This window comes from Alcaligenes sp. MMA (genome assembly GCF_020907215.1).
Taxonomy (GTDB): domain Bacteria; phylum Pseudomonadota; class Gammaproteobacteria; order Burkholderiales; family Burkholderiaceae_B; genus Alcaligenes; species Alcaligenes aquatilis.
Window position 1 is genome coordinate 237,179 of sequence record NZ_JAJJPP010000004.1, and the last position, 18,889, is coordinate 256,067.

18 protein-coding genes are annotated in these 18,889 nt (G+C 56.7%); 7 read left to right on the forward strand and 11 right to left on the reverse strand.

Annotated elements, in window-relative coordinates:
* Positions 1–66: 66 nt before the first annotated feature.
* The 8 genes from LNA76_RS17270 to LNA76_RS17305 form a co-directional block, all read right to left on the reverse strand.
* Positions 67–834, reverse strand: a complete 768-nt coding sequence (locus tag LNA76_RS17270) for a GntR family transcriptional regulator (RefSeq protein ID WP_230019536.1) — start codon at positions 832–834, stop codon at positions 67–69.
* Between the two features lie 12 nt (positions 835–846).
* Entirely contained in the window at positions 847–1,263 is a 417-nt protein-coding gene (locus LNA76_RS17275; protein ID WP_230019537.1) for an alpha/beta fold hydrolase, read from the reverse strand.
* Positions 1,264–1,273: 10 nt separating this feature from the next.
* Positions 1,274–2,869, reverse strand: a complete 1,596-nt coding sequence (locus LNA76_RS17280) for an ATP-binding cassette domain-containing protein (RefSeq protein WP_230019538.1) — start codon at positions 2,867–2,869, stop codon at positions 1,274–1,276.
* Positions 2,866–3,846, reverse strand: coding sequence for a branched-chain amino acid ABC transporter permease (locus LNA76_RS17285; protein WP_108727007.1), 981 nt, complete (start codon positions 3,844–3,846; stop codon positions 2,866–2,868). Before LNA76_RS17285 ends, LNA76_RS17280 begins: the two co-directional genes overlap by 4 nt.
* Complete coding sequence (locus LNA76_RS17290; RefSeq protein ID WP_108727006.1) at positions 3,843–4,700, reverse strand: branched-chain amino acid ABC transporter permease; 858 nt, start codon at positions 4,698–4,700, stop codon at positions 3,843–3,845. Before LNA76_RS17290 ends, LNA76_RS17285 begins: the two co-directional genes overlap by 4 nt.
* Positions 4,701–4,767: 67 nt before the next feature.
* Positions 4,768–5,925, reverse strand: coding sequence for an ABC transporter substrate-binding protein (locus LNA76_RS17295; protein WP_230019539.1), 1,158 nt, complete (start codon positions 5,923–5,925; stop codon positions 4,768–4,770).
* A gap of 392 nt (positions 5,926–6,317) precedes the next feature.
* Positions 6,318–7,400: a TRAP transporter substrate-binding protein gene (locus tag LNA76_RS17300; RefSeq protein ID WP_166727044.1), complete on the reverse strand. Its 1,083-nt coding sequence runs from the start codon at positions 7,398–7,400 to the stop codon at positions 6,318–6,320.
* A gap of 74 nt (positions 7,401–7,474) precedes the next feature.
* On the reverse strand, positions 7,475–8,314 hold the full coding sequence (locus LNA76_RS17305; RefSeq protein ID WP_108727003.1) for a class II aldolase/adducin family protein: 840 nt from the start codon (positions 8,312–8,314) through the stop codon (positions 7,475–7,477).
* A 169-nt stretch (positions 8,315–8,483) separates the two neighbouring features.
* Here LNA76_RS17305 and LNA76_RS17310 point away from each other — a divergent pair, with 169 nt between their 5' ends.
* The 7 genes from LNA76_RS17310 to LNA76_RS17340 all read left to right on the forward strand — a co-directional run bounded on the left by LNA76_RS17310 (position 8,484) and on the right by LNA76_RS17340 (position 16,401).
* Positions 8,484–9,389 carry a LysR substrate-binding domain-containing protein gene (locus LNA76_RS17310; RefSeq protein WP_108727002.1) on the forward strand — a complete coding sequence of 302 codons (906 nt, stop codon included), beginning with the start codon at positions 8,484–8,486 and terminating at the stop codon, positions 9,387–9,389.
* 119 nt (positions 9,390–9,508) lie between these two features.
* A complete protein-coding gene (gene ilvC / locus LNA76_RS17315) occupies positions 9,509–10,525 on the forward strand; it encodes a ketol-acid reductoisomerase (RefSeq protein WP_230019540.1) in 1,017 nt (338 codons plus the stop codon).
* 34 nt (positions 10,526–10,559) lie between these two features.
* Positions 10,560–12,065 (forward strand): Rieske 2Fe-2S domain-containing protein, encoded by a 1,506-nt coding sequence (locus LNA76_RS17320; protein WP_230019541.1) that lies wholly within the window; start codon positions 10,560–10,562, stop codon positions 12,063–12,065.
* 51 nt (positions 12,066–12,116) lie between these two features.
* Positions 12,117–13,127 carry a PDR/VanB family oxidoreductase gene (locus LNA76_RS17325; protein ID WP_230019542.1) on the forward strand — a complete coding sequence of 337 codons (1,011 nt, stop codon included), beginning with the start codon at positions 12,117–12,119 and terminating at the stop codon, positions 13,125–13,127.
* A gap of 169 nt (positions 13,128–13,296) precedes the next feature.
* Positions 13,297–13,890: a TRAP transporter small permease subunit gene (locus LNA76_RS17330; protein ID WP_094195129.1), complete on the forward strand. Its 594-nt coding sequence runs from the start codon at positions 13,297–13,299 to the stop codon at positions 13,888–13,890.
* Positions 13,887–15,656, forward strand: coding sequence for a TRAP transporter large permease (locus LNA76_RS17335; protein ID WP_230019543.1), 1,770 nt, complete (start codon positions 13,887–13,889; stop codon positions 15,654–15,656). Before LNA76_RS17330 ends, LNA76_RS17335 begins: the two co-directional genes overlap by 4 nt.
* Before the next feature lie 70 nt (positions 15,657–15,726).
* Positions 15,727–16,401 (forward strand): GntR family transcriptional regulator, encoded by a 675-nt coding sequence (locus tag LNA76_RS17340; protein WP_094195127.1) that lies wholly within the window; start codon positions 15,727–15,729, stop codon positions 16,399–16,401.
* 18 nt (positions 16,402–16,419) lie between these two features.
* On the opposite strand, the gene LNA76_RS17345 is transcribed toward LNA76_RS17340, so the two are convergent.
* From LNA76_RS17345 to LNA76_RS17355, 3 genes are all read right to left on the reverse strand, one after another.
* Entirely contained in the window at positions 16,420–16,887 is a 468-nt protein-coding gene (locus LNA76_RS17345; protein ID WP_108726998.1) for a GFA family protein, read from the reverse strand.
* Between the two features lie 79 nt (positions 16,888–16,966).
* Positions 16,967–17,878 (reverse strand): MBL fold metallo-hydrolase, encoded by a 912-nt coding sequence (locus LNA76_RS17350; protein WP_094195125.1) that lies wholly within the window; start codon positions 17,876–17,878, stop codon positions 16,967–16,969.
* Positions 17,879–17,939: 61 nt separating this feature from the next.
* Positions 17,940–18,803 carry a tripartite tricarboxylate transporter substrate binding protein gene (locus tag LNA76_RS17355; protein ID WP_230019577.1) on the reverse strand — a complete coding sequence of 288 codons (864 nt, stop codon included), beginning with the start codon at positions 18,801–18,803 and terminating at the stop codon, positions 17,940–17,942.
* Positions 18,804–18,889: the final 86 nt, after the last annotated feature.

Consider the following 18,889-nt stretch of genomic DNA (forward strand, 5'->3'; position numbering starts at 1 on the left):
CACCGTGACCGTCACGCTGCGGCCATCATTGCGTTTCATGAATGTCTGCCCAAAGGATCGGAAAAATCAGCTCAGTGAGCGGTGGCTCCCATCACTGCGCGACAGGCGCGTGACGTAGCGAAATTCATAAGGGGGGTAAAAGCTGACCGACACTTCCATGATCTTGCCCGCCTGATTGCGGAAAGTACGGATAATCAGCAAAGCCGGATCGACATCCTCGTACCCCAGAAAGCGTGCGACATGCGGTGGAAAACGCGAGGCGGAAATCTCCATATCAATGGTCTCCACTACGTCACCACAGCGCTCCTCCAACAGCGGATATACACCGCCAGGCTGAGTAGCTATCTGGTCAGCTACCACTTGGTACTCTTTACGCAAATAAATATCGGTCCAGGAAATGCCACGCTTGCTGCCCGGCACACTGCGGTAGGTCTCCACTTTTACCCAGTCAGTCGGATCGCCATCCAGCTCGGTTTCGGGCGGCTGCGTGTCTACACAGACCGCCTTTTTATACACGTGTAGATCGGTAAACTCCAGATAGCGCTGCAACTGGTCCGTAGTGTCCAGTGCCAGGCCAAACTGCGGCTTGGGATGCTGGCGAATCACGGTGGTACCGGCACGGCGGCGCCGCTCGATCAAACCCAGATCGGTCAGTTTGCGTATGGCTTCACGGGCCGTGTGCCGACCGACCCCGTACATCTGGCAAAGCTCCATCTCGGTGGGCAGCTTGGAACCGATGGGATAATGGCCCGAACGGATCAGCTCCAACAAGCGATCGCTCATGTTCTGATACAGGGTGGGCTTGGCGCTGGACTGGGATTCGGTGTTTGCCATACGGTTTTCAGCTTAAAGAGACTGGCGGCGCATCGCAGCCAGGATGTCACGGGTGAACTGCTCGGAACATTCACTTTGGGAAAAATGCCCAATGCTCGGCCATTCTATATATTCCACCGGAACTTTGCCTTTCTGCAGCACACGCTCGACCTCTCTGGCGAACTCTGGCGGCACGAACCAGTCCTCGCTACCGTCCACAATCACCACCGGACAGTGAATGTCTTGCAAGCTCTGTTGCAGGCGAGAATCGCCAACGGCACAGATATCCGCAAAGGCCACCGCCGGAATGCAACACCGGGCGTCCGTCACGACTTCCGGCGCACGGGCGCAGAGCTGACCAAAAGGCAAGGCCTGGCGCTCGTCCGAGACCGCCACCTTGCCGGGGTGGCGCTGGGCATTAAACATGGCAACCTGGTAAATATTAGGCATGATGCGATGACTATGCGGCCCGGCCCAGATAGGCCGCCGCGATCTGCGGGTTGTTCAAAATGTCTTTGCTATCGCCCGCCAGACTCAAGCGCCCGGTTTCCAGTACAACAGCATGGTTGGACAACTTCAGTGCCAAGCGAGCGTTTTGCTCCACCAGCACAATCGTGGTGCCGTCCTGACTGATCTGGCGAATCGCACGGATTACTTCCAAAATGACTGCCGGGGCCAGTCCCAGGGAGGGTTCATCCAGCAAGAGCAGGCGAGGCTGGGACATCAGCGCACGGCCAATCGCGCACATTTGCTGCTCGCCACCGGACAGGTGACGAGCCTGGCTTTTCTCGCGCTCCAGCAGGCGGGGAAAGTAGCCGTAAATACGCTCCAGGTCCACCGTCACCTCAACTTGATCGCGGCGCAGATACGCCCCCATCAAAAGGTTCTCGCGCACCGTCAGCTCCGGGAACAAGCGACGACCTTCCGGCGAGAGGGCGATACCCAAATTCACACGACGTTCGGCACTCATGTTCTGGATAGGCCGGCCTTCCAGCAAGATTTCTCCTGCGGCAACCGGCACCAAACCACTGATGGCTTTCATCAAGGTCGATTTACCGGCGCCATTGGCCCCGATCACGACGCACACACTGGCTTCTTCCACTGTAAAACTGACCTTGTCCAAAGCACGCACCGCGCCATAGGACACAACCAACTCCTTGAGCTCCAGCATGGGGGCAGGCTGGCTGGCCGTGGTCGCCACAACATCCTGGCTGGCAGCCGCTACCGAAGCCGAAAGTCTCGCTCCACTCTGGGCACTGGAGGAGCCCACAGGCGGTCTCAGCCTTGGCTCCCTGTCCAGGTCCGCGCCCAGATAAGCTTCAATCACCCGTGGATCCTGACGCATTTGTGCGGTCGGGCCTTCGGCCAGCAAACGGCCATTAACCAATACCACCAATTTTTGGCACAAACGCATCACCAGACCCATATCGTGCTCGACCACCATCACATCAATGCCGCTGGCGTGGATACGTTCAATCAGATCGGCCATAGCCACCGTTTCTACCGGGTTCAGACCCGCAGCGGGCTCATCCATTAAAAGCAGGCGGGGCATGGCCGTCAGGGCCATGCCCACACCCAACATCTTCTGCAAACCATAAGCCAGCGAATCGGCCTGCTCATCGGCGACAGACTCCAGGCCAATCAAGGCCAGGGCTTGCTCTGCCTGCCGCGCCGCTTCTTGGCGGCCACGGCGCACACTCCACGGGGTGAACAGCGACCAGGGCGAAGGAAACTGACGAAACAGTGCGACGCGATACAAGTTTTCAAATACCGTGTGACCCGCAAATACACGCGCCATCTGAAACGTATGTACCAGACCCTGGCGCGCCAAAGACTCCACCGGGTGACCCGTAATGGCGACGCCGTCCATGGTGACACCCCCCGCGCTAGGCTTGGTGGCACCGGCAATCAGATTGAACAGCGTGGTTTTACCCGCACCGTTGGGGCCAATCACGCCGGTAATCTGGCCGGGGACCGTGCTAAAGGACACCTCATCCACCGCACGGATGCCACCAAAATGTCGGCTAAGGCCATGGACACTCAATTGCACGCTCATGTAACCTCCTTGCGCGCGCCGCGCCTCTTGCGCCACACACCAGCCAGACCTTGCGGCATGAACAAGAGCAACAGAACCAAGGTCAGCCCGTAGATCAGACGCTGGTACTGCAACAAGTCGCGCAACAGCTCGGGCAGGGGGATCAAAATCGCGGCTCCCACCACGGCACCGGCCAGGGCACCCACACCACCGAGCACATTCATGATGACAACGTCCACGGCGGTCCAAAAGCCAAAGGCATCAGGCGAGATATACCCTTTGTAATGGGCGTACAGACTGCCCGTCCAGCCGGCAATCAGGGCGCTAAGGACAAACACGCTGACCCGAAAACGCAGCACATTCAAACCACCGGAGCGCACCAGTTGCTCGTTCTGATGCAAAGAGTCCGCCACCATACCCCATTCGCGGCGATACAAGGCTCGCAGCACGAAATACACCACCAAGGCAAAGCTGACCGTCACCAGATAGATGCCGTAACGCCCCTCAGGAATCGGCAAGCTGTCATGCAAGGACGGAATCTGCCCAAAGCCGTTATTGCCACCAAACAGTTCGTGGAACTCGACAAAGCACAGCACCACGGCTTCGCCCAGCGCGAAGGTCAAGAGCGCAAAATGCACACCCTTGATACGCATAAAAACAGGGCCGGTGATCACAGCTAACGCTGCCGTCAGTACTCCGGCGCCCAAAAACGCGGCTGGAAAAGACCAGCCATAATCTCGACTGAGAATGGCCGAGGCATAGGCCCCCAGCCCAAACAAAGCGCCATGCGCCAGCGAAAGCTGACCGATGCGCAAGACCAGATTCATACTCATGGCCAGGCAGGCGTACAGCGACACCATGATGGCCAGATGCAGAGCAAAACGCGGCTGTCCCGCCCATAACGGCCAACCCAGCAACACCACTACCACCACGACATGCCAGGCCCATTGCACAGCGCCATCGCGCGGATAAAAAGAAGCAGTTTTGATCGCGCTCATGACGACCTCCCCATCAAACCACGGGGTTTGACCAACAACACGGCCATCACAACCAGAAAGGACAGCATGGTGGCCACTGTCGCGTTATAGAAGGTGGACGCCACCGCCTCGGTAACACTCAGAATGAAGGCGGCAACCACCGCACCGGGCAAGCTGCCCAGCCCCCCCAGAACCACAATGATGAACGCCTTCACCACCACGGCTTCGCCCATATACGGATGCACGGTGTAGACCGGTGCCATCAAGGCGCCCGACAAACCGGCCAGGCCAGAGCTCAAGGCAAAGGTAAAAGCCATGATCTTCCAGGAGCTGACACCTTGCAGACGGGCCACTTCCCGGTCCTGCGCCACCGCCCGTATCGTCATGCCAATACGAGTGCGCTCGATCAGGAAGTAAAAGCCCGCCAGCGCCAAAATACTCATGCCTACGATCAGCAATTGATCCTCGGCGAAAAAGGCTTGCCCAATTTGCAAGGCGCCTTCCACCGGGCGAGGGACCGACTGATCATCCACCGAGAACAGCAACGAGATCCCGACCTGCAAGGTAATGGCCAAGGCCAGGGACATGATCATGCCGCCCATCTCGTCACCCACAAATCGCCGGAACAGGCCACGCTCGGCCAGCAAACCCAGGAGCCCCACCAATACGGCCGCTGCCGCGATAGAGGACAGGTAGGACCAACCAAACTGACCATAAAACACATACATGGCGTAGGCGCCCAGCATGTAGAACTCGCCGTGGGCGAAGTTCACCACCCGCAATATGCCAAACACCAGTGTGAAACCCAGGGCAACCAGGGCATACACAAACGTGGACATCAGGGCGATGATGGCGATTTGGATTGCGATCTGCATAATTGCTAACCATAGTAAAGTGCACTCCACCCCGGTGGCGCAGTGCGTACTGAAGCAAAACCGGGCACTAGGGGACGTCAAACTTGCTGATGACCTTGGCCTTGCCACCTTCGATCACACCCAGGTAGGCCGGGGTCGCAATCTGGTGGTTCACGCCATAAACATCCTTTCCACCCCAAACAATCGCGCCTTGAATGCCATCAAAGCTGCTATGCGCTTGAATGCGGGCACGTACGGCATCGGTATCGTCCACCGTGCCGGCCTCGTTAATGGCCTTGAACAGCAGGCGGGTGGCATCGTAAAAGTAGAAAACGAAGTCATCCATACTGTTGCTGTGGATCTTGGCGTACGCCTGGCTCAACTTCTGATAGGGCTCGCTGGACGGATCGGCAGACAAATACACCAAAGTCCCTTCCGCATTGCTCGCACCGGCAGACTTCACGGTTTCGGCCACGTTATTGCCACCAAACTTGGTGAACTGGCCCTTGAACCCCATTTCACGTGCCTGACGGATCACAATACCGGCCGGGCCAGGTGGCACCGTATCGAGCTCGATAAAGTCCACATTCTTGGCCACCATGCTGGTGAGCAAGGTGCGAAAGTCGTTTTGCGAACGCTCAAAGAACTTGGCCTCGGCCACGTCATAACCGGCGTCCTTATAGGCAGCGGTCTGGATCTTTTGTGTGCTCCAGCCGGTCGCATCGTTGGGCGACAAGATCGCCAGACGCTTGAGTTCCGGGCGTTCCTGTTTCAACCAGCCAATCAACTGGCGGTTGTATTCATACTGGGTGGGCAAAACGCGAAACATGTACTGTGTATTGGCATCCAGCACTTCGGTCGAGTAGCTGTTGGACAGCATGATGATCTTGTTGCGTTCGGTAAGAGGCTTCATGGCCATGACCGAGGCCGAGCCAATCGGCCCGATGATGTATTTCACCTCGTCCTGATCAATCAGGCGGTGGGTCGCCGTGACCGCATCGGCTGCTTTGTAATGGTCATCGTAGGTCAGCACTTGGACCTTGTATTTCTTGTCGCCCACGTCCAGACCACCGGCCTGATTGATTTCATCCACGGCGATTTTCACGCCACCATCAATGGCTAGACCCCAGGACGCCCCTGGACCTGTCATACCGCCCACTACACCCAGCTTGAGCGTTTCAGCCTGGGCGCCCAGCGCGGCCACCATCCCTGCTGCTGCCAGTACACCCCGAATCCTGTTTTTCATGGGTTTATCTCTATTAATTGACCGGACATAATTATTATTTAACTCGAGAAACATGATAGTGCGGCCATTCTTGTCTATGTGAACATGGTTAGATAATGATCTTAAAACCAGTATTCATGGGAGTTTACGCCTAAATTCTAGGGAAAATACCGACAAAATATGTCTTTTTAATTGTGCGGACTTTATGTTATACATTCATATAAAAAAGTAATGGCTTACCTAACTACCCAAGCAATCTTCCGCATCCACACCGCCTGCCAGCGGACAAAAAAAAACCCCCACAGAGGCGTTTTTTGCCGGGGGCACCAAGCCTTGGGACGGCTACGGCGGACAAAAAAAACCGCTTTCCATCACAGAAAGCGGCCGTCAGTCCTACTACTGCTGCCTGTCATTTATAGAGACACGGACTGCATGTACTGGTCAAACCTTGCCTCAGCAAAGCGAAACCAAAGCAATTCATCTTTTTGAAAAGCACGATAATCGGCATAGATGGTGCGCCATTGCGGATTGCTTTCGTTCAACTCCGCATACAGTTCCTGACTAGCCTTAAATGAAACATCCAACACTTCTTTAGAAAACGGCAGCACTTTGGCTCCCATACCAACCAGCTCCTTCAAGGCTCCCGGATTACGTGCATCGTATTTCGCCTGCATATCCAGATGCGCATACGTGCTGGCTGCCGAGACAATATCTTTGTAGTGCTGCGACAAACCGTCATACGCTTTCTTGTTGACCAGTAGATCCAGTCCTACTGAACCTTCCCACCAGCCTGGATAGTAGTAATAGGGCGCCACCTTGTGAAAGCCCAGACGCAGATCGTCATAAGGTCCCACCCACTCAGCGGCATCAATGACGCCTTTTTCCAGAGCCTGGTATACCTCACCACCAGCGATATTTTGTGGAATGCCACCCAGCTTCTCGATAACTTTGCCCGGCAAACCCCCAATGCGAATCTTCAGGCCCCGGATATCCTCCGGGGTATTGATCTGCTTGCGAAACCAGCCCCCCATCTGCACACCGCTGTTGCCACAGGGGAAGTTGACGATGTTGTAGTTGGCATAAAAGTCGCGCGTCAGCTTCAAGCCATTGCCGTGGTACATCCAGGCCGTCAGTTGGCGAGAGTTCATGCCAAAGGGAATGGCACAGCTCAAGGCAAACGCTTCATTCTTGCCAAAGAAATAGTAGGGTGCCGTGTGGGCCGCTTCCACCGAGTTTTGTTCCAGCGCATCGACCACACCCATGGCCGGCATCAACTCCCCGCCCGCATGCACGGAGATATTGAACTTGCCATCGCTTAGCTCACGCACTTTCTGCGCAAAGACTTCCCCGCCGCCATAAATCGTATCCAGGTGCTTGGGAAAGCTTGATGCCAGTCGCCAGCGCAAATTCTCTTGTGCCTTGACCACCGCAGGGGCCATGCCACTGGCCACAATGCCGGCCAGGCCGGTCAGTTTCAGCATTGCTCGTCGTTCCACGCTTGTGTCTCCTCGTTTTATTTATGCAAAGCCAGCAGCTTGCCCCCAACGGATCAAGCTGCCTGCGGGACGGGTCAATCAAACATATCGGGTTGGGTGCGCAACAGGTTTTCCCAGATAGGCTGAAAATGCAGCCAACCAATGTATTCGCTCCCTACGTGCTCGCGACTGTAGCGAGCGCGTTCGGGGGTCACCAATGTGGGTGTGATGCCCGTTGCGGCAATCATCAATTGCTGCTGGCAGCAACGCTCCAACGCAATAAACCAGAACGCGGCCGCTTCAATGCTGTGACGGCTGGCGGTCAGCAAGCCATGGTTCTGGTGAATGGCCGCTTTGACGCCCTCAAAAGCATTAGCCACTTTGTGGCCGGCTTTGGTTTCCACGGCAACCTGACCCGCTTCTTCACGAATGACGACATGGTCTTCAAAAAAGGCGGCGGCATCCTGCGTAATGGGCAGGATTTCCTGGCCCAGCGAGGCAAAAGCGGTGCCGTAGACGGTATGCGCATGACACATCGCCACAATGTCAGGATGAGCCTCATGCACAGCGGCATGGAGCACAAAACCAGCACGGTTCAGGGCGTAGTCTCCTTCCACAACCTTGCCTTCATGGTCAGCCAGGATCAGGTTCGAAACCTTCACGTCAGCAAAGTGCACGGCCATCGGATTGGTCCAGTACAAGCTGGGGTGCTCGGGGTCACGGATGGTCAGATGGCCTGCAAAACCATAGTCCAGACCATGCAGGGCGAAGGCACGGCAGGCAGCCACCAGGCGCTGCTTCAAATGCGTGCGTGCTTCTTCAAAAGAATCAAACTGGGGTTCTTCCGGGTAGATCAGGCCCTGCTGCTCGGGCTGATAAATCGACTTTCGGCCCGTCATGGCCAAAATTTCATTGATATCGGGTTTAGCGTTCATGGGAAGGTCTCCTTCGGGTTCGGCAAGGTGTTGCGTTGCCCGCACGCCAGCCCATCGAGCGCAACGTACGGGTGAAACGTAAAACCATGGTAGAGGTCGAAAACCATGAATGACAAACGAAGCTTTTTCAGCTATTGATTAAAAATATTCACCTTTTTAAGGCACCTTCATGCGAGCCATCCCTAATTTCGCCTGGCTACGAGCCTTTGAATCCGCTGCCCGGCTAGAAAATTTCAGCCTGGCCGCCGATGAGCTGCACCTGACTCCTTCCGCGATCAGCCATCAGGTCAAGAGCCTGGAAACTCATCTGGGGCGCAGCCTGTTCGTGCGACATAATCGGCGTGTCAGCCTGAACAGCCAGGGCCAGGAGTTCTATCGGGAATTGACCCCCTTGCTGGACAAACTGGCCCGGCTTTGCGAGGACACACAGGACGAGAACGGGGACACGCCCGCCTTGACCGTGCATTGCGCCCCTAGCCTGGCGGTGAAATGGCTAGGGCCACGTCTGCATGCCTTCATGCGGGAGCATCCTGGTTTGGCCATCCATCTGCGCACGGACGCCACACCACCCGATCTGCACCAGTCCACCGACATTGACTGCGTGATCAGCTACGGACACGCCCCCAGCCACGATCCCCGGTTGGTGGTGGAGTCACTGCATCCTGAACCCTTGTTGCCTTTATGCTCGCCCAAACTCTATGCCGATCTGGCGTTGCACCAGCCCTGGTACCTGCATTTGCCCTTGATCGATTCCACCGTCAGCCCGGTTAGCTGGGCCGACTGGTTTGGCAGCAATGGCCTGGCCGCCTCACCCGGCCCACGCCTGTCCTTTGATCGCGGTGCCATGGCAGTCGCTGCCGCGGTGGACCGGTTGGGCGTCTGCCTGGAAACACCGCGTTTTGCCGAACGCGAACTGGATAATCGGGAACTGATTATCTTGCCCGCCCCCAATGGTCGCAGCCTGCAACGCGAGATGCATTTTCTCTACTACCGCAATCACCGTGACACGCTCAAACGCGTGGAACACTTGCGTGAATGGCTGCTGCGCGAGGCCAGCCTGACCCCGATGCGCTAAGCAATATTGCTGTCCTAGGGATTTCCCCCGACCTGCCAATTTTTCCTTGACACCTCGAATATCGCCCCACAATACTGAACTCTGTATACAGAACACAGAATTCATCAAAAGGAGGCAGTATGAAGGTGTTTTATGACAAGGACGGCGATCTGGCCCTGGTGCAGCAACGCCGGGTTGCCATCATCGGCTACGGCTCCCAAGGTCATGCACATGCAATGAATCTGCGCGATTCTGGCGTGAAAGTGGTCGTGGGCTTGCGCCCCAACAGTGCATCACGTCAAAAGGCCACCACTGCCGGTCTGGCTGTGGCCGATATCCCGTCTGCCGTTCAACAAGCCGACATCGTGATGATGTTGCTGCCTGACGAGGATATTGCCCGCGTCTATGAGCAGGACGTCGCCCCTCATATTCGCACCGGTGCTGCGCTGGGCTTTGCTCACGGTTTCAACATCCATTACGGCCAGATCCAACCCCGCGACGACCTGGACATCATCATGGTCGCCCCCAAGGCACCCGGCCACACGGTGCGCTCCACCTATGTGCAAGGCGGCGGGGTTCCCCACCTGATCGCCATTCATGCCGACCGTTCCGGCCAGGCTCGTGATTTGGCCTTGTCCTACGCCATTGCCAATGGCGGCGGGCGCTCTGGCGTCATCGAAACCGATTTTCGTGAAGAAACCGAAACGGATTTGTTTGGCGAGCAGGCCGTGCTCTGTGGCGGCATGGTGGATCTGGTCAAGTGTGGCTTTGAAACCTTGGTCGAGGCGGGCTATGCCGAAGAAATGGCCTATTTCGAATGCCTGCATGAACTCAAGCTGATTGTGGACCTGTTGTACGAGGGCGGCATCGCCAACCTGAACTACAGCATCTCCAACAATGCCGAGTTTGGCGAATACCAGGCCGGTCCGCGCATCGTGACCGAAGACACACGCCAGGCCATGAAAGCCTTGCTGCGCGACATCCAGGACGGCACCTATGCCAAGAATTTCATCCTGGAAAGCCGTGCCGGCCAACCCTCTTTGAATGCCCATCGACGTCTGAACCAGCGCCACCGTCTTGAAATCGTCGGCGAGCAACTGCGCGCCATGATGCCCTGGATCAGCGCCCAGGCGCTGGTCGACCGAAACGTAGCCTGACCCTTTCCACCATTGATCTGTACACGAGGACGACATGACCGAAAAGAAACTGATTCCCTACGGCGGCTATTACACCAACCGCATTCCTGATCACGACCCTGAGTTGACCGAAGTCGGCCCTGGCACGCCCATGGGCGAGTACATGCGCCGCTTCTGGCATCCCGTGTGCATGGCAGCGGAACTGACCGATACCCCGCGTTTTCTGAAAATCATGGGTGAAGAGCTGGTCGCCTTCCGCGACAAAAGCGGTCAGATCGGCCTGCTGCACGCCCATTGCGCCCACCGTGGCGCCTCCTTGGAGTACGGTGCCATCCAGGAAAAGGGCATTATGTGCTGCTATCACGGCATGGTGTTCGACGTAGACGGAACCTGTCTGCATGTCCCTTACCCCAAAGGCGAAGAGGCCGAGGGCGAAAAATACGCCTGCTCCATTCGCCAGGGAGCTTACAAGGCCTTCGAGCGCCATGGCCTGATTTTTGCCTACATGGGCCCGCCCGATGCCGAACCACCTTTCCCCGAATGGGAGGAAAACTTCACCGTCATGCCCGGCGATGAACTGGTGGCTTTCAGCAACTTCCAGCACTGCAACTGGCTGCAAGTGCAAGACAATGCCGCCGACAACTTCCACCCCACCGCCTTGCACGCCGCCAAGAACGTGGTGGGCGGCAACTACCAGGGCACCACCTTTGACGAAGTAGGCGCGGCCTCCATGGAAGTGGCCCCCGACATGCAGTTCATCCCTGTACACAATGGCCGCAGCCTGGCCTGCGCGGGTGCCCGTCGTGCCAGCAAGGACAATCTGTTTATCCGTGTTCAGCACCAGGTCCTGCCTAATTTGAGCCTGCATGCCTACACTTCTGAGGACGGCGCCCAGCAAAAGTTTTTCAGCCGCTTTCACATCGTGCGCTGGACCGTTCCCGTTGACGACCAGAACAGCAAGATGATTGGCTGGCGCGTCATGGGCCCTGGCATTGATACACGCGCAGTGGGCAACAAGGATATGGTGGGCTACGAGACCATCGACTTTCTGGAAGGGCAGGTTGCCATGCGCCGTCCCGAACGCTTTGGACAATACAAGCTGGACGATCTGCCACCCATCCCGTCCGACCACCGTGCCCGTCACAACTACAAGGAATGCCAGCAGGCACCCGGCGATTACGAGGCCATCATCAGCCAACGCCCGATTGCCGTCCATGCCCTGGAGAACCCGACCAAGTTCGACGCTGGGCTGTACATGTTTCGCAAGATGTTGCGCGATGCCTTGCGTGGCTCCAACCCTGCGGCGACCCCTGAAGGCTTTGCCCAGTGGCTGAAAGATTGTGGTGGCGCCCCCAACAGTTATTGCTCGGGCAATGTTCTGGCCATCCCCGAGTCCGACGATCTCGCCCAGGAAGTCGCACGCCGTCGTCATGCCACCCGCGAAATCGTGCGCATCCTGACCTCGGCCGACAATCTGAAAGGCTCGGAACGCGAGGCTTTCGTCAAACAAAGCATGCAGGAACTTCAACAATCGCTCAGCGCTGTTGCTGCTGAGTCCTGATCGCCTGCGGCACCCGCTCCAACGGGGCGGGTGCCCCATACGGAGAGCGCCATGAACGCCATTGCAGAACCCGCCACTCCCGTCCAGGCGGCTACCAATCCGGACGGGCTGTTGTCACTGCGGATCCGGCAAATCCGCTACGAAGCGCAAGGCATCAATTCTTATGAACTCAGTTGTCCTCAGGGTGGCGAGTTGCCCGCCTTCGAGGCCGGTGCCCATATAGACGTACATATTCAGCCCGGCCTGATCCGCCAATACTCCCTGTGCAACTCGCCCCATGAGCGTCATCGCTACGTTATTGCAGTCCTGCGCGATGCCAACGGACGAGGCGGTTCACGCAGCTTGCACGACACCTTGCAGGTCCAGCAGCAGGTGACCGTCAGCACGCCCCGCAATCACTTTCGACTGGACTCGAACGCACGCCACTCCATTCTGTTGGCCGGGGGTATCGGTATCACGCCCATCAAGGCGATGGCCCACTTTCTGGAGTCACAAGGCCAGCCCTTTGAATTGCACTACTGCACTCGCAGCCACGACACGGCCGCCTTTGGTTCCGAACTGACTCAGTGGCAAGAGCAAGGCCGCCTGCATCTGCACCTGGACAAGGGCAACCCCGCACAAGGTCTGAATCTGCAGAACTTGCTAGCCAATGCAGTTGAAGGCACCCACGTGTATTACTGCGGTCCAGCCGGCTTTATGCAGGCCTGTGCCCAGGCCAGCTCGCACTGGCCTGCCGGTTCCGTGCATTGCGAACACTTCAAGGCACCTGAACCCGCCCCCAGTGCCCATACCCTGCCTCCCGGTGCCTTCATGGCAAAAATTGCCAGTACCGGCCAGTGCATTGAGGTTGCATCCGATCAAACCCTAAGCGATGCCTTGACACAAGCCGGTGTGCCAATTGCCACCTCCTGTGTATCGGGCCTGTGCGGCACCTGCCGCGTCAACTACCTGCAAGGGGATGTTGACCACCAGGACTACATCCTCAGTGCCGACGAACAAAGCCATTGCCTGACCGCCTGCGTTTCACGCGCACGCTCGGGCGTCCTGGTTCTGGACCTGTAAGCCCATCTCCGGACCCTGCCTCCCGCCAGGGCACACCCCATTTACGTCGGGCCCACTCGTGGCCCAAGGAGTCACCACAGCACCTGCTACAGAGCGGCTTGCACACGGCCGCCATCACACACTCCCCGGCAGCACAACGACGAACACAACAATATTCGCGGAGACAACAATGACTGCATTGAAAACCATGGTGGGGGGAATAGACCACCTGAACCGCTGTATCGGATTCATCATCAAATGGCTATTGCTGGCCACCACCATTCTGAGCGCCAGCAACGCCATCACCCGCAAGGCCTTTGACCTGAGCTCCAACGGCATGCTGGAAGCTCAGTGGTACCTGTATGCGGCTGTCTTTCTCTTGGGAGGAGGGTACGCATTTCTGCACAACAGCCATGTTCGGATCGACTTCATCTCCACCCGCCTGGGCGCGCGTGGACGCAACCTGGTCGATATCGTCGGGATCGCTGTCGTCCTGATCCCGTTCTGTCTGTTTGTCATCAACCTGAGCTGGGGATTTTTCACCACCGCCTGGCATTCGGGGGAAATGTCCGGCAACGCCGGAGGGTTGGTGCGCTGGCCTGCCTATCTGCTGATTCCTGCCGGCTTTAGCCTGCTCTTGCTTCAGGGCCTGGCCGAACTGGTCAAACGACTCCTGTTTCTGACAGGCAAAGGGCCCGATAGCATTGCCGAAGAGGGCTCTCAGGACACGCCTATCCATGTGCCTGCCCAAGCGCTATCGACCGCCCAGGAGGGCTCACGATGATCACCTCCTTTATTACGGACTACTTCGTCCCCATCATGTTCATGAGCCTGGTCGTGCTCTTGCTAACCGGCTTTCCCGTCGCATTCGGCCTGGCCGCAACAGGTCTGGCCTTCGGAGTCTTGGGCATCGCCCTGGAATTGTTCCCCACCAATCTGTTTCAGGTCCTGCCTTTACGTATCTTCGGGATCATGCAAAACGAGACCATGCTGGCCATTCCCTTTTTTACGTTGATGGGCATCATTCTGGAACGTTCGGGCATGGCTGAAGACCTGCTCGAGACCATGGGTCAGCTCTTCGGGGCGGTGCGCGGTGGTCTGGCCGTCTCGGTTGTCCTGGTCGGGGCCTTGCTGGCTGCCTCCACCGGTGTCACATCGGCTGTCGTGATCTCCATGGGCCTGATTTCCTTGCCCGTCATGCTGCGCTACGGCTACAAACCGGAAATGGCCACGGGCATCATCACCGCTTCAGGCGCACTGGTACAGATACTGCCGCCCTCGTTGGTCTTGATTGTGATGGCTGATCAATTGGGCCGATCCGTTGGGGACATGTACGCAGCCGCACTCGGACCTGGCCTCCTGCTTTTGGTGATCTATATTACTTTCATCATCGTCCTGGCCTTGATCCGTCCTTCCTGGATGCCAGCCTTACCAGAACAGGCCAGAAGTCAGGTCACAGCCACTGGCGCAAGCGGACGACGGTCGCTGGGCATGCTGGTCCTGCTTTGTGCCTTCATCGGCTTTACCTGGGCGGGCCTGCACAACGAAGTCATGGCCCAGGTCTTTTCCCAGCCGGCTCAGGCCCCCACTGATCAAGTTGCCATCACCGCTCTGCTTGTCGCCTCCATGAGCGCGCTGCTGTTTGCGACGGTGAATCGGGTTACCGGCTGGGGACTACTCTCGCAACTGGCCGAACGCTTTGTATTCGCCCTGATCCCCCCCGTCGTCCTGATCTTTCTGGTGCTGGGCACCATCTTCCTGGGAATTGCCACCCCAACAGAGGGCGGGGCCATGGGTGCAATTGGCGCGTTGATACTGGCCTTGATACGCAAACGCCTTAACGGGGCCTTGCTTAGCCAGGCCCTGGAAAACACCGCCAAGCTGGCTATTTTTGTGATGTTCATCCTGATCGGCTCGACCGTCTTTAGCTTCACGTTCAGCGCAGCAGACGGCCACGTATGGGTAGAGCATCTGTTTGATGCCATTCCCGGTGGCGAACTGGGTTTTGTCATTGCCGTCAGTGCCATCATCTTTGTGCTGGGCATGTTTCTGGACTTCTTCGAGATTGCCTTTATTGTGGTCCCGCTGTTGACGCCTGTCGCCAACAGTCTGGGCATTGATCTGATCTGGTTCGGGATTGTCATCGCCCTGGTCTTGCAAACCTCCTTTCTGACCCCTCCATTCGGTTTTGCCCTGTTGTATTTGCGCAGCGTAGCACCCCGATCCGACTATATCGATTCCGTTAGCCGGCAAACTATTCCAAGGGTTCGTACCCAGCAAATCTGGAAGGGCTCAGCCTACTTCGTCGTACTACAATTGCTGGTGGTAGGCATCGTCATCGCCTATCCGCAACTGGTAACGGGAGGCTTGCACAAGACAGTCAGCCTGAGCGAAGACGAAATCCTGCTCCAGCTGAACCGTCCCGCCCCCATGCTCAACCCAGGAGCGATACAGGCAGACGATCCGCTAAGCAACCCGTTCGAAGTACAAGCGACGTCAAACCAGGATCCCATGGCCGCGCTCTTGCACTCCATGCGGACCACACCCTGATGTCAATCCAGGGCCGCAGCCAGGCTGCGGCCTTAACTTGTTTTTTGTTTGTAGCGGAGTTCCAGACCCCATGCATGCCAAGCTTTCCGGTAAGTTGCAGGCCCGTCCACACTATGTTGACGAGGTCTATCGCATCCTGCTCGATGCCATCAGCGACGGCTCCCTGGCCCCCGGCTCACGCATCACTCAGGAAGACATTGCTGAGCAGCTCAAGGTGTCACGCTCACCCGTCTTGCAGGCCATCCAGTTGCTGAAAAAAGATGGACTGCTACAAGACGCTGAAGGGCGGGGCGTTATGGTGGCTCCGCTGAGTCTGGAACATATCGGGCATCTGTACCAAGTGCGGGGTGCCTTGGAAGCATTGGCAACCAAGCTGGCGGCACGTCAAGGCGCCGTGCTGGATCCGGACCTGATCCGTCTGGGCCGCAAAGTGGCTCGCGGCCACGACGTACGCGCCATGATCGAAGCCGACGAGGCCTTTCACAAAGCAATTTACGAAGCATCGGGCAACCCCATGATCGCCGAAAGCGCGCAGGTTCATTGGGTACACCTACGGCGTGTCATGGGTGCTGTACTGCAATCGGCAGAACAACGCCTGTCCATCTGGGACGAACACGAGGAGCTGGCTGCGGCCATTGCGTCGGGCGACGAAGCCAAAGCACTGACCATCTGTGAGCGACATATGCACAATGCCAGTGAAAAATTGCTAAGCCGCTTGCAGGAAATCCTGGAGCAGCCCGCCTGAAACCAACACCCCCTTTTCTTACAAAGGGGGTGTTGGTTTCCGGTCCTCGGAATTAACTTCATAACGCAACCAGCCCGCAATCACAGAAGCACCATCTGCTCTATCCTTGGGATGAGTGCGACCTTCGTAAACAGGTATCTCCTTAAAGTCGAAGGGGCTCATCGCCTCGATGCACGCCACATTGACACCATATTGTTCGGGATTGGAGCGGCGTTGATGGAAAGTATAGATTCCGCAGTGCGAACAGAAGTAATGCCTGGCCTGCCCTGCGTTGAATTGATAAAGCGTCAGCGCATCCTGGCCTTGCTCGACCTGAATATCAGCCAGATTCGCCGACACAGCTACCGCCCCACGCATACGACAATAAGAGCAATTGCAGCGACGCGCGGATCTCAAGCCGTCACAAAGCCGCACGTTAAAACGGACCGTGCCACAGTGACAGGCGGCTTTGTAAATGGAGCAGGCATCAGGATAGGTTTCAATCATGGAAGGCCTCTCTAAACTGCAAGCCAGATTATTCGAATAAGTGCAGAACTGTATAAAAGTCACACCATTCTACCGATGGCTATGCAACCGGGGAGTCTGCAGTGAGAAACTTGAACTGAAATGCAGAGCCATGTGAAACGACGTGACCCGCTGTTGGGCCTGCAAAGTGGCCGGTCAACAATATCTTCGAGTTATCGGCACAACTCTCAAGCAGATTCAGTCGGGAACGCAGTGCGGCTGCTTCATTAAAATCAGCGGCATTAGACAAATGAGGGCGTGCGCACTGGATCGGATGATGGATGACATCTCCCGACATAATGGCGTGCTCATGGCCGTGGCAAATATGTACAAGCAAGTTTCCGGGAGTATGGCCAGGCGCACTTTCTACATACACATCGGTTCCTAACTCGGTCATGACCTGATCACCAGCATCCACGAAAATAGCCCGGCCTGCTTCGACTATCGGCAACACACTATCGACAAAGGAGCCACGATTGATCGGCGCGGTCGGATTATCAAGGTTGAGGCGGTGGTAATGATCGAACTCCTGCCGACCCATCAGATAACGAGCACGCGGGAAAGTCGGTACCCAACGACCATTGTCAAGCCTGGTATTCCAACCGACGTGGTCTGCATGCAAATGTGTACACAAGACCAAGTCTATGTCTTCGGGCCGCAGACCTAAGCGTCCAAGATTGTCCAGATAGCGTGTGTTCAAACGATGCCATGCAGGCATTGAAGGGCGTTCTTTATGGTTACCGTTGCATGTGTCGATAAGAATATTGCGGCTTGGCGTACGAATCAGGAAAGAATGAAAACTCAGCTTGAGCTTTCGGCTGACCTTGTCGATGCAGCTAGGGTCCAGCCAATCAATCTCAGCGTCAATATCCTTAGCTTGAATATTGGGAAAGAGCCAGTCCCCCGCCAGATCCATACTGGCGATCTCAATGACCTTTTCAATACGGGCCTTTCCTATGTCGATCGGTATCATAGAAAATAACTCTCTGTCTTTATTGTGGGTAACGAACGACTATCCGTAAAGGCATGGGCCTCTATTCAAGATTGAGCTTTGCGTTAGCGATGACCTGCCCCCAACGGGTTTTCTCATCTGCAATGAAGCGCGCCAATTGGGTGTTGTCGGCCAGAAACGGCACCATCGATTGGGCCTTTAACGAGTCGAGCATCGCAGGGTCCGCCAACGCTGTTTGGATGAAATCGCTTACTGCTTCGATCACGGCCGGTGATGTCTCTGGGGGGGCGGATACGGCGAACCAATTGCCAAGATCAACAGAAGGCCCGCCTTGCTCTTGAAGGGTAGGCAATTCAGGCCACAGTTGGCTGCGCTGCGCTGCGGCGTAACCTAGTGCCGTGACCGATCCCGAGCGGTGAGCCATAGCCAGTGGCATGGGAGCCAGGAATAAATCCACTTCGCCTTTTAGCAGGGCTTGCATGGCATTGCCGCCTCCTTGATAGGGAACATGCACCATTTCAGGGATCTTCATCTCCTGCTCCAAAAGCAATACGCCCAGGTGAGCGCTACAACCCATACCCCATGAGGAATAGGTGAGACTCTGGGTTTTGGCAAGTGCCGCCAATTGGGCCAGATCACGAACGGGTAAACCCGCACGAACCATAAGTACCGTACCAATACGGGCGATGGAGGCCACCGGAACAGCGGCTTCGATCTTTTGCCGACGACTTGGATACAGAAAGGTGTTGAGCACACTCGTATCAAGATTGGTAATTTGATACGTCAGCCCGTCGGGTTTCGAGGCATAGATGAGATCGGCAGCGATATTGCCTGCTGCGCCAGGACGGTTCTCAACAACCCAGGGTTGGCTGGAGATCCCTTGCAAGGCCTTGGCAAGAATGCGTCCCACAATGTCCGCACCACCACCCGGCGTGTAAGGAACCATCAATCTGACTGGCCTGTTAGGGACCCAGGTAGATTTCGCAAAGGAAACAGGTAAGTGTGCGATGAGAGGGATTGTCCCAAGCAGTC

Coding starts and splice junctions, on each gene's coding strand:
- LNA76_RS17295 (WP_230019539.1), bottom strand. CDS start 5,925: ATGAAAAACAGGATTCGGGGTGTACTGGCAGCAGCAGGGATGGTGGCC.
- LNA76_RS17335 (WP_230019543.1), top strand. CDS start 13,887: ATGATCACCTCCTTTATTACGGACTACTTCGTCCCCATCATGTTCATG.
- LNA76_RS17280 (WP_230019538.1), bottom strand. CDS start 2,869: ATGAGCGTGCAATTGAGTGTCCATGGCCTTAGCCGACATTTTGGTGGC.
- LNA76_RS17275 (WP_230019537.1), bottom strand. CDS start 1,263: ATGCCTAATATTTACCAGGTTGCCATGTTTAATGCCCAGCGCCACCCC.
- LNA76_RS17355 (WP_230019577.1), bottom strand. CDS start 18,803: ATGGTTCCTTACACGCCGGGTGGTGGTGCGGACATTGTGGGACGCATT.
- LNA76_RS17340 (WP_094195127.1), top strand. CDS start 15,727: ATGCATGCCAAGCTTTCCGGTAAGTTGCAGGCCCGTCCACACTATGTT.
- LNA76_RS17320 (WP_230019541.1), top strand. CDS start 10,560: ATGACCGAAAAGAAACTGATTCCCTACGGCGGCTATTACACCAACCGC.
- LNA76_RS17305 (WP_108727003.1), bottom strand. CDS start 8,314: ATGAACGCTAAACCCGATATCAATGAAATTTTGGCCATGACGGGCCGA.
- LNA76_RS17270 (WP_230019536.1), bottom strand. CDS start 834: ATGGCAAACACCGAATCCCAGTCCAGCGCCAAGCCCACCCTGTATCAG.
- LNA76_RS17285 (WP_108727007.1), bottom strand. CDS start 3,846: ATGAGCGCGATCAAAACTGCTTCTTTTTATCCGCGCGATGGCGCTGTG.
- ilvC (WP_230019540.1), top strand. CDS start 9,509: ATGAAGGTGTTTTATGACAAGGACGGCGATCTGGCCCTGGTGCAGCAA.
- LNA76_RS17290 (WP_108727006.1), bottom strand. CDS start 4,700: ATGCAGATCGCAATCCAAATCGCCATCATCGCCCTGATGTCCACGTTT.
- LNA76_RS17345 (WP_108726998.1), bottom strand. CDS start 16,887: ATGATTGAAACCTATCCTGATGCCTGCTCCATTTACAAAGCCGCCTGT.
- LNA76_RS17325 (WP_230019542.1), top strand. CDS start 12,117: ATGAACGCCATTGCAGAACCCGCCACTCCCGTCCAGGCGGCTACCAAT.
- LNA76_RS17350 (WP_094195125.1), bottom strand. CDS start 17,878: ATGATACCGATCGACATAGGAAAGGCCCGTATTGAAAAGGTCATTGAG.
- LNA76_RS17330 (WP_094195129.1), top strand. CDS start 13,297: ATGACTGCATTGAAAACCATGGTGGGGGGAATAGACCACCTGAACCGC.
- LNA76_RS17310 (WP_108727002.1), top strand. CDS start 8,484: ATGCGAGCCATCCCTAATTTCGCCTGGCTACGAGCCTTTGAATCCGCT.